Origin of the sequence: Neobacillus sedimentimangrovi (assembly GCF_010614825.1) — a bacterium.
Lineage (GTDB): Bacteria > Bacillota > Bacilli > Bacillales > Cytobacillaceae > Neobacillus > Neobacillus thermocopriae.
Genome location: NZ_JAAFZF010000069.1, coordinates 1 through 10562 on the forward strand (window position 1 = coordinate 1; position 10562 = coordinate 10562).

General features: G+C 36.5%; 12 protein-coding genes and 1 pseudogene. 3 read left to right on the forward strand and 10 right to left on the reverse strand.

The features are described from left to right. From GZA11_RS15385 to glpK, 7 genes are all read right to left on the reverse strand, one after another. Positions 1-435, reverse strand: a 435-nt coding sequence (locus tag GZA11_RS15385) for an HTH domain-containing protein (protein ID WP_328822056.1), incomplete at its 3' end; no start/stop codon positions are given. Between the two features lie 116 nt (positions 436-551). Then, the gene (locus tag GZA11_RS15390; RefSeq protein WP_038540623.1) at positions 552-737 is read right to left on the reverse strand and encodes a hypothetical protein; all 186 of its coding nucleotides are present in this window, start codon (positions 735-737) and stop codon (positions 552-554) included. Positions 738-819: 82 nt separating this feature from the next. Further along, positions 820-1698, reverse strand: coding sequence for an NAD(P)-dependent oxidoreductase (locus GZA11_RS15395; RefSeq protein WP_163184328.1), 879 nt, complete (start codon positions 1696-1698; stop codon positions 820-822). 313 nt (positions 1699-2011) lie between these two features. After that, complete coding sequence (gene ptsP, locus GZA11_RS15400) at positions 2012-3724, reverse strand: phosphoenolpyruvate--protein phosphotransferase (RefSeq protein ID WP_163184329.1); 1713 nt, start codon at positions 3722-3724, stop codon at positions 2012-2014. Beyond that, the gene (locus GZA11_RS15405) at positions 3724-3990 is read right to left on the reverse strand and encodes a phosphocarrier protein HPr (RefSeq protein WP_038540613.1); all 267 of its coding nucleotides are present in this window, start codon (positions 3988-3990) and stop codon (positions 3724-3726) included. Before GZA11_RS15405 ends, ptsP begins: the two co-directional genes overlap by 1 nt. Positions 3991-4334: 344 nt before the next feature. Further along, entirely contained in the window at positions 4335-6038 is a 1704-nt protein-coding gene (locus GZA11_RS15410; RefSeq protein ID WP_163184330.1) for a glycerol-3-phosphate dehydrogenase/oxidase, read from the reverse strand. Between the two features lie 168 nt (positions 6039-6206). Then, on the reverse strand, positions 6207-7697 hold the full coding sequence (glpK, locus tag GZA11_RS15415) for a glycerol kinase GlpK (protein ID WP_038540607.1): 1491 nt from the start codon (positions 7695-7697) through the stop codon (positions 6207-6209). 251 nt (positions 7698-7948) lie between these two features. Between glpK and GZA11_RS15420 the strand changes: the two genes are divergently transcribed. Beyond that, positions 7949-8140, forward strand: coding sequence for a YkvS family protein (locus tag GZA11_RS15420; protein WP_038540604.1), 192 nt, complete (start codon positions 7949-7951; stop codon positions 8138-8140). A gap of 167 nt (positions 8141-8307) precedes the next feature. Here GZA11_RS15420 and GZA11_RS16825 read toward each other — a convergent pair whose 3' ends face one another. Then, a complete protein-coding gene (locus GZA11_RS16825) occupies positions 8308-8424 on the reverse strand; it encodes a DUF6254 family protein (protein ID WP_231315211.1) in 117 nt (38 codons plus the stop codon). Positions 8425-8553: 129 nt separating this feature from the next. Between GZA11_RS16825 and GZA11_RS15425 the strand changes: the two genes are divergently transcribed. Then, positions 8554-9165 (forward strand): CPBP family intramembrane glutamic endopeptidase, encoded by a 612-nt coding sequence (locus tag GZA11_RS15425; protein WP_163184331.1) that lies wholly within the window; start codon positions 8554-8556, stop codon positions 9163-9165. A 107-nt stretch (positions 9166-9272) separates the two neighbouring features. On the opposite strand, the gene GZA11_RS15430 is transcribed toward GZA11_RS15425, so the two are convergent. Next, positions 9273-9620 (reverse strand): hypothetical protein, encoded by a 348-nt coding sequence (locus GZA11_RS15430; protein ID WP_163184332.1) that lies wholly within the window; start codon positions 9618-9620, stop codon positions 9273-9275. 195 nt (positions 9621-9815) lie between these two features. Between GZA11_RS15430 and GZA11_RS15435 the strand changes: the two genes are divergently transcribed. Next, positions 9816-10340: a hemerythrin domain-containing protein gene (locus GZA11_RS15435; protein ID WP_235925073.1), complete on the forward strand. Its 525-nt coding sequence runs from the start codon at positions 9816-9818 to the stop codon at positions 10338-10340. 65 nt (positions 10341-10405) lie between these two features. Here GZA11_RS15435 and GZA11_RS16830 read toward each other — a convergent pair. Continuing rightward, positions 10406-10562: pseudogene (locus GZA11_RS16830) on the reverse strand (group II intron reverse transcriptase/maturase); the annotation flags it as partial.

A 10562-nucleotide genomic window follows, 5' to 3' on the forward strand; every position in this document is an offset into this window, starting at 1 on the left:
CTTTCGTTTCGATTGTGATTTCTTCTTCAACACCTGCCTTTCGAGTAGATCGAGCTTTTTTAGTAATTCATTCTCTGCACGTAATAGTTGGTTTTTTGCTTCTAGGCGGGCAATCTTTTTTTCTAAGGTCAATTCACGGTCAGAAGGGCGACCTGAATTTGTTTTACGCGTATCTTCTAAACCTTCAATTTCTGCATTACGATAGGCTGCACGCCAACGTTTACCAGCTGTCTTAATACGATCAATTCCGATTAATTCCTCACTTAAACCAGCTTCCTCGAAGATTTCTCTAGGCAGCTTTCCTTTTTCATTTTCCGCAATAAAATGACGCTTAAATTCGTCTGTATAGGTAATCGCCTTATCGCTAACTGATTTTACATAAGGATTCTTCTTTAGTAGTTCTTGTTCTTTTTTCGTTAATAGTCTCTTCGTCATTCTAGTTCCACTCCAACATCTTTTTTCTCATTATAAACAAAAGTACCCTACAAGAAGGACTTTTTTCAAAGTGTCCATCTTATAGGGTACATTTTAATAACAGCGAGGATTTTTTCTTATGGATTCATCCCTTTATATTTCCCATTATTTTTTGCAGCATTTACTTTTTTATCTTTATCACGACGAATTTTATTTGTATCAGTTGCACCCATTTCGTGGGCAAATTCAGCATTTATCACAGCGGAATCAAATCCTTTTTTGTTTTTCTGCTGAGGATCATTTTTCTTCGTTCTTTTGGCCATAACTATCCCCCCTTTACACGATCATTAATAGTTTCAAGAATCTTGGAGGGAATTATTCTTACCAGTTATGGCCATAACAATATTATTCTTTCCAATTCTTATAAAGTGCCTGTGTCCCGCTGTTTTCTTCTCCCATTTCTACTAATTTCTCATATAACGATTTCGCTAATGCTAAACCAGGTAATTCTATCCCCATTTTTTCCGCTTCATCTAAAGCAATTTTCATATCCTTGATAAAATGTTTTATGTAAAAACCAGGTTCAAAATTCTTTTCCAGCATCCGAGGAGCAAGATTGCTCAATGACCAGCTACCTGCAGCCCCTGTTGAAATACTTTTTAATACATTTTCAGGATCTAGACCTGCTTTTTCTGCATAAATAATGGCTTCACAAACACCGACCATATTGGATGCAATCGCAATTTGATTACACATTTTCGTATGTTGACCCATCCCTGCAGTTCCTTGATACACAATGTTCGTACCTAAAAGCTCTAGCATAGGGCGAACCACGTTAAAAGCCTCCAAATCTCCACCAGCCATAATGGAAAGTTTTGCTTCTCTAGCCCCAATATCTCCACCCGAAACAGGTGCATCGATGGAATAAATTCCTTTCTTTTTTGCCTCTTCATAAATTTTTTCAGCTAGTGATGGAGAAGATGTAGTCATATCAATAAAATAGCTACCCGATTTTCCATGTGCGATTAAACCTTCAGATCCTAAATACACTTCTTCGACGTCTGAAGGGTAACCGACCATAGTAAAAATTACGGATGACTTTTCAGCAACCTCTTTCGGATTGTTCACCCATTGGGCTCCCTGATCTAGCAAATCCTTTGCCTTTTCTTTCGTACGGGAATAAACAATTAATGGATATCCAGCTTTCAACAAATGACCTGCCATACTTTTTCCCATAACCCCGGTTCCAATGAAACCAATTACTGTATTCTCAGGTGTTAACATTACCTTCTCTCCCCTTCCTATTTTTTTCTATTTTAACATTAATCATTGGATTTTGATTAGAAAAGTACTAAGCCCATTGGTACGTATGTATAGCCTCCCAAAAGCTATCGCTTTCGGTGGTGCTGCTTTTCCTGCTGATACCTTCCTTATTGTGCCCTTCAACCAAAAAAGACATGAGGAGCTAGAAGCGATTCGATATGAACTGATCGCAGGGTGGAATGCGAAGGTATCTCGCATCTACTGTAATTACGTTAGACATTCTAGAAGATTCTAAAAAAACTAGGGACTGAAAAATCAGTCCCTAGTCATAAAATTATTTTATTCTTTTGTTAATTGCTTCAACCACTTGTTCAGTAGTTTGCATATTCAATACTTCTTGTGCAAGCTGTTCCATGTCTGATTTTTTCAAACCTTTAATAAGTGAACGAGCTTTCAAAATGGATGTGGCACTCATGGAGAATTCGTCAAGCCCTAATCCTAACAGAACAGGAATAGCCGTTTCATCCCCTGCCATCTCACCGCACATTCCAGCCCATTTTCCTTCTGCATGTGCAGCATCAATGACCATTTTCACTAATCGAAGAATGGATGGACTATATGGTTGATATAGGTAAGATACACGTTGGTTCATGCGGTCGGCAGCCATCGTATATTGAATTAAGTCATTCGTACCAATACTGAAGAAATCTACTTCCTTCGCAAATTGGTCGGCTAACACAGCTGTTGATGGAATTTCAACCATGATACCAAGCTCAATCTTGTCAGCCACTTTCTGACCTTCCGCAATTAGCTTTTGCTTTTCCTCTTCAAGAATGGATTTGGCTTCTCTAAATTCATTTAGTGTTGCAATCATAGGGAACATAATTTTTAAATTCCCATAAATGCTTGCACGTAATAAAGCGCGGAGTTGAGTGCGGAATATTCCTTGTTCTTCTAAGCATAGACGGATAGCACGGAAGCCTAAGAATGGATTTAGCTCTTTAGGCAGTTGCAGATAAGGTAGTTCTTTGTCACCACCAATATCTAATGTCCGCACAACTACTGGTTTCCCATTCATTCCTTCTAATACAGCTTTATAGGCTTCAAATTGTTCTTCCTCAGTAGGAAGCTGATCTCTACCCATATAAAGGAATTCCGTACGATACAGTCCTATACCTTCACCGCCATTATCAATTACACCTTTTAAATCATTAGGAGTACCGATATTAGCGGCTAGCTCGACATGATGACCATCAGCAGAAACCGTTGGCTCATTTACCAGCTTGGCCCACTCAGATTTTTGTTTTTCATAATCTTCATGAACTTTCTTATATTGATCAACAAGTTCAGGGATTGGATTAATATGTACCTCACCTTTTAATCCATCTACAATCACAAAATCGCCATTGTTGATTTCTTCTGTTGCTGTTTTTGTTCCTACAACCGCAGGGATTTCCATCGAACGAGCCATAATAGCTGAATGTGATGTACGTCCCCCAATATTGGTGGTGAATCCTTTAACATATTGTTTATTCAATTGTGCAGTATCTGATGGAGTTAAATCATCCGCAACAATGATAACTTCTTCAGAAATCATGCTCGGATTAGCCAATTGAACACCTAATAAATGAGCCAAAACCCTCTTAGTAACGTCACGAATATCTGCAGCACGTTCTCTCATGTATTCATTATCCATTTGTTCAAACATCGTAACGAACATATCTGCAGTTTCTTTAAGAGCTGCTTCAGCATTTACATTTTCCGATTTAATTTTGTCTTCAATCGGGGTATTTAATTCTGGGTCATTTAACACAAGGAGATGTGCTTCGAATATAGCCGCCTTGTCTGCTCCCAGTTCTTGTTCTGCACGCTCACGAATCAATTCAAGTTCTGATTTAGCTTTTGCCATAGCTTGGCGGAAACGCTCCACCTCAGCCGTTGAATCTTCAACGATTTTCTTTTCAAAATTCAAATCTGGTTCCACCAAACGATAAGCTTTTGCCATGGCAATACCATTTGATGCAGCAATACCATTTAAAAAAGTCATTATTCAGCCAATCCTTCTTTTTTCAATGTTTCTTCTAAGCTGTTTAGTGCTTCAGCTGCATCGCTACCTTCAGCAGTAATCTTGATGTCTGCACCTTTACCAATTCCTAGTGACATAACACCCATAATAGATTTTAAATTAACGGTTTTACCTTTATATTCCAAATTAATTTCAGAATCAAATCTGCTAGCTGTTTGAACTAATAGTGTAGCTGGTCTTGCATGGATACCAGTATCTGCGATAACCTTAAATTGTTTTTCTGCCATTATTCATCATACTCCTTTATAACTTTTATTAATAGATAAAGTAGGTAAATAAAATTAAATGCTTGCTTTTTAAAAATATCCAAAATAGCTAGTTTAGTCAATAAAGTCATTAACTAACTAAAGTACTAAAATTTATGTTTCCCAAAAAGCAAACAATCATAAGGCTTTTATTTATCTACTATTAATGAAATAAAAAACAATACAAAAAGTAGAATAGCATTTTCTTCATTTTCAATCAAATGTTTTTTATTCTTCGTTCACAAAAACGTCAATATCATTCAACTTCTTTAAAATTCAACCAAAATAAACCAAGACTGTCTTTAAAGACAGCCATAGTTTATTTATTATATGAATAAATCATTTCCATTGGTATCAGGTGGATATGCTTCTTGTTGGTCTACAGGGATTACTGCAGCTTTTAAGGCTCTTTCGACTGAAGAAAAATACTTTTCCTTTTCTAGTTTAGTCCAATGAAATTTGTCAGCCATATAAGAAACAATTTGCGTTTTCCACTTATGAACGGATTGGATATCAAATAATATTGCACTCGTCCGTCGGTTAAAAAAATCGAGTGGCAATGCAATCATTTCATGTTCTAATGCATAGATAAGTTTTGCAAATAAATCTAATGGAAGGTTATAGTTTGTAGCATCTTCATAATTCTGTTTTAATAGCTCATAAACGATATCAATATTTGATCCATATAATTTTGCTAAATTTTCCGCTTCTTTTCGAGTTAATCCAAGCTCTACTCCTTTAACCACTTTTTTTGAAACAAAGGAATGAAAATGAACAGATCCCCCTACCTTACCTCCTGATATTGGTATATCTTTCGTTTCACATGCAGGAAATGTTCTCCCTTCTTCTTTAACAAATTGATTTGCTAATAAATTAACTACCCGCTCAGCCATTTTTCGATACCCAGTCAATTTACCGCCTGCGATTGTAATCAAACCTGAATTAGACTCCCAGATTTCATCCTTTCGAGAAATATCAGATGGATCCTTCCCTTCTTCATATATTAGGGGACGAACTCCAGCCCAGCTAGACTCAATATCATTTTCAATTATTTCTACATCTGGAAACATAAAATTAATGGCATTGATTATATACATACGGTCAGCGATTGTCATATTAGGATTTATGGCATCATCATTATAAAATGTATCAGTTGTTCCAACATAAGTTTTTCCATCTCGCGGAATAGCAAAAATCATTCGACCATCAGGAGTATTAAAATAAATGGCCTGTTTTAATGGGAATCGGGACTGATCGATAACCAGGTGGACACCTTTTGAAAGCTTCAATGTTTTTCCATTTCTTGAACTGTCCAGCTCCCTTATATTGTCTACCCAAGGACCTGCAGCATTTACAATTTTTTTGGATCGGACTTCATATGTTTCTTTAGACAATTGATCCTCGATCTGCGCGCCAATAACTTTACCATTTTCATAGAGCAATTTTATAACCTTCGAATAATTGCAGGCAATTGCCCCCATTTCAAACGCAGCCTTCATTACCTCAATTGTTAATCTGGCATCATCTGTCCGATATTCTACATAATAGCCTCCACCTATTAATCCTTCTTTTTTGATTAACGGTTCTTTAACCATCGTCTCCTCTGGCGATAACATCATATGCCGCTCGGATTTCTTTACCCCAGCAAGAAAATCATAGACTAGTAAACCAATGGAAGTACTTATTTTCCCGAGGGCCCCCCCTTTATGCAAAGGCAAGAGCATCCATTCAGGCGTAGTAACATGTGGACCGTTTTCATAAACAATCGCCCTTTCTTTTCCAACTTCAGCAACCATTTTTACTTCAAAATTTTTTAGATAACGAAGTCCCCCATGCACTAATTTTGTTGACCGGCTTGATGTCCCAGCAGCGAAGTCCTGCATTTCTACAAGAGCCGTTTTCATACCCCTAGCAGCAGCATCCAAGGCGATTCCCGCACCAGTTATCCCTCCACCTATAACTAATACATCAAAATATCCGTTTTTTAATGTATTTACAATTTCTTTTCGATTCAGATTGGAAAAATGCATCCCAAATTCCTCCTATATTATTTAATATGCTGTTTGACGGCGATAAGAAATAAAAAGAGACCAACAAAAACATCATTGAACCCGATAATGTTTTGTGGTCTCAACTTATTCTCCAGCCAATATGAATTTATTTGAAATTTTAACTATTCTACTTTATTTTCTTATACGTTATTTAAAAGCCTTAGCTGCCATTACCGCTTTCTTCCACCCTTCATACAAGGAATCTCGTTCCTCTTCAGCCATCTTAGGGTCAAACCGTTTGTCAATCTTCCACAGTTTTGAAATTTCTTCCTGGCTGTTCCAGAATCCTACTGCAAGTCCCGCCAAATAGGCTGCCCCGAGCGCCGTAGTTTCATTTACAATTGGCCTTTCAACTGGAACATTTAAAATATCACTCTGGAACTTCATTAAGAAATTATTTTTTACTGCCCCACCATCGACACGAAGTGTTTTCAATTGAATCTTTGAATCGGCTTCCATAGCGGATAATACATCCCGTGTTTGATAAGCAAGTGACTCAAGTGTGGCACGGACAAAATGCTCCTTAGTTGTTCCACGGGTCAACCCAAAAACTGCGCCACGGACATCACTATCCCAATAAGGAGCACCTAAACCAACAAATGCAGGAACAACGTATACACCGTCCGTAGAGGCTACCTTAATGGCATAATCTTCACTATCCTTTGCCTCTTTAAACATTCTTAATCCATCACGTAGCCATTGAATTGCCGAACCTGCTACAAAGATACTGCCTTCTAGTGCATATTCTATTTTGCCATCCAAGCCCCACGCAATCGTAGTTAACAAACCATGTTTTGACCGAACTACTTTTGCTCCTGTATTCATTAACATGAAGCAACCTGTCCCATAGGTATTTTTTGCCATACCCTCTTCAAAACATGCTTGACCGAATAATGCTGCCTGCTGGTCTCCAGCAATTCCCGCAATCGGAATTTCTTTACCAAAAAATAGAGAATCAATAGTCTTGGCGTATATTTCAGATGAAGGATGGACTTCTGGAAGCATTGCTTTAGGAATATCTAAAATCTCTAATAAATCATCATCCCATTTGAGATCAAAAATATTAAACATTAAAGTACGAGATGCATTAGAATAATCGGTTACATGTGCCTTCCCGCCGGAAAGCTTCCAAACTAGCCATGAATCAATGGTACCAAACAATAATTTGCCTTCCTCGGCCATTTCACGTGCTCCTGTTACATGATCCAAAATCCATTTTACTTTTGTTCCTGAAAAATAAGCATCAATAAGCAAACCTGTCTTTTCACGGAAAATGTCATCATAACCTTTGTTTTTAAGTTCTTCACAGATTTCGTTTGTTTGTCTCGATTGCCAAACAATCGCATTATAGATCGGTTCACCTGTTTCTTTATTCCATACAACTGTTGTTTCTCTTTGATTCGTGATTCCAATCCCAGCAATTTGCTCTGGTTTAGTACCTGATTCAGAAAGCACACTCACAATAACAGAAAGGATGGATCCCCAAATTTCATTTGCATTATGTTCCACCCAACCTGGTTTAGGGAACAATTGAGTAAATTCTTTTTGTGCCGTATGAACGACTTCACCTTTTTGGTTAAAAAGAATGGCTCTAGAGCTTGTGGTACCTTGGTCCAAGGATAAAATAAACTTTTCCATCACTTCACCCACTTTGATTGAAATCTGCCATAAAAGAAAAAATGATTCACAACAAATAATCCAATCGTTTGAATCTTTGCGTGAACCACCTAAATCTTAAAAAAGCTGAATCATTAACTTGGTAACTTCATAATATTAATATGTGAAAACGGTGTCAATATTTTCACCAAAATCCTTTACGAATTGGGAAAAATGGTGCAAACTGTTATTTAAATAGTTTAAAAGTTTTTTTTATAAAGGAGAGAGGCTAATTGAAAAAAGCAGAGGTAGGAAATATTATTGAATTCCGCGGTGGCCTGCAAGGAATAGTAGAGAAAGTGAATGAAAATTCCGTGATAGTTGATTTAACATATATGGATAATTATCGTGATTTAGAGTTAGAACAAAGAACTGTAGTCAATCACAAAAATTATAAAATCATAAAAGATAACGCTTTCAAATAAACGAGCTTAAAACTTACTTTTATAAGAAGGGGCTGTCTAAAAAGTCCATTTAAGAGAAAAATGAACCCAAATTAAAAACCCAAAAATGTTGATTTAACAGCATTCTTGGGTTTTGCTTTTATAAAGATTTCGGCTGAAATACCACTTTCCGGACAGCCCCTTCATTTTTACTCAACTTGAGTATCCTCTGCTAATTCTTTAAACGATTTAACTTTACCATGCGGTTTTTGATCTTGCTTTCTAATTGTCTGTTCCCTCTCTCTTTGCCTTTTTGATTTACTCATTTTCTTCACTCCTTTCAATGCTATTTTTTTCATTTTTTGATATTCTTATTTAAGCAATCGGTTAAAATGTACATGAAAATTACTCTAAATAATCCGAGACATCTTAATTCATAAAGGAGCTTTAGAAAAATGAAGAAACTAATTTGTGACTCGAAACTATTAACCGGGTTGATACTTGCACACGTTCTTCTTTATTTTTCGTTCAATGACAAATCTATTTTTTGGTATATTTTTTCCGGGTCCATCCTTGGCCTCATTATTTTCACCATGTTAAAAGGAGAGATGGATGATCAACTTTCTATCCCCCGTTCAATTGGCTGGGGGGTTATTACCGGATTACTTTTGTATTTTATATTTTGGGCTGGATACCATCTCCTTCAGTTCATTGACTTTTCATTTCATAAAGAGATTAGTCGTTTATATAAATGGTTTGCCCCTTCATTATTTTGGCAATATTTATCTTTAGTATTTGTAGCTGCGCCTGGAGAGGAAATTTTCTGGAGAGGATTTGTACAGAAAAGGCTGCTTCATTCCCTTAAACCAATACCTGGCATTCTGATAGGGGCATTCCTTTATGGCTCAGCCCATATCTATTCTGGATCATTGTTACTCATTTTTGCAGCCTTCCTATCCGGACTCATATGGGGTGTCTTATATTTTTGGAAAAAAAGTATGCCATTGGTGATTGTATCGCACATTATTTTTGATATCATGCTGTTTATTGTTGCACCATTACCATAGTGATACATCAATCTAATCGAAATAAGTGGTTTTGAATTCCAATATGTAGGTTTTTTCACAAAGGATGGAAAAAAGAAGATAAAGCAGATGGTTAAGTATGTGAGTGGCTAGCTTATTTTCTCTAAGAGAACAGCGGAGGAAAGTTCATCTTTTCTACTTGATTTCATTAATGATGAGGCTAATGCAATAGCTTGATCGATGTTTTCCATATTAGCTGAACAATAGTAAGGTTTTTTCCAATTAAAATCACCTTCATCATTTGCTGGATAAATACTCACTTTCCAATGAAAGTAAATCTTAGATTGTGGAAGCTGTACACCTTCTACTGCAATTAACCAATGTGTGTGGGAAGATTCAGAAAAACCAATATACGAATCTTTCAATATTTTCAAATCGTTTCGTCCAATCGGGATTAATGCCTTTTGATAGAAATCATGGTAATTAGGGGTTTTCATATTTACCCTCCCTTTGTTTCGATTTATTTATATTATATTAAACACACTTCCATTTATTGTCTTACAATGACTAAAAATTTTCTGAATACTATTTTATTTTTTTCTACATCATAATTTGTTGGTTTGTGATTTCTGTCACTACATATTGTCAAAACTACCCTTATACTTGAAGCAAAATGTGTTAGGGGTGAAATTATGAGCGGATGTATGAGTGCATTTGGAGGAATGCCACCTGCTGAACTCAGTAAAGGTTTAAAGCAATTAAAAGAAGAACACCTCCCCCTTTTGGAGCAATTAGACGGATTATTCCGCTTAACAAAGAAAATTGATCAAGATGAAAGTATTTTGACTAATTTCACTAACTTATCTAAGAAAGTAAAAGAATTTCAAGAAGCTCTAGATCCTCATTCAGAAAAGGAAGAAGGAGTATTATTCCCTATGATGGGGACATACATTGGTACGACATCTGGGCCAATTGCTGTAATGGAATATGAACACGATCAGGCAAAATTAAAAATCAAGACATTTCTTGAGAAGACCAATAACAACAATCATTCTCCTGAGGAAATGAAAAATCTAAGTGCTTTAATACAAGAAGCATATTTTATCTTAACTGAACATTTTGCTAAAGAAGAAAACGTATTGTTTCCAATGGCGGAAAGAATACTGTCAGATGAGGAAAAAGAAAAACTATATCAAAGAATTCAAGAAATCGAGTAGGAGGGGGTGATTAACCCCCGTCCTCTCACACCACCGTACGTACGGTTCCGTATACGGCGGTTCAATCAAGATAAATGACGCAAGAATTCATAACGTTTCTGTAGACTTTTAAGCCCTTGGTTACTCCAATAGGAGTTTCCAAGGGTTCTGTGTAATATGGGACTTTTTGAGATTCGCCAATAACCTTTACGACTGTTCCCCCATTCATAAGCTTTCCATTCA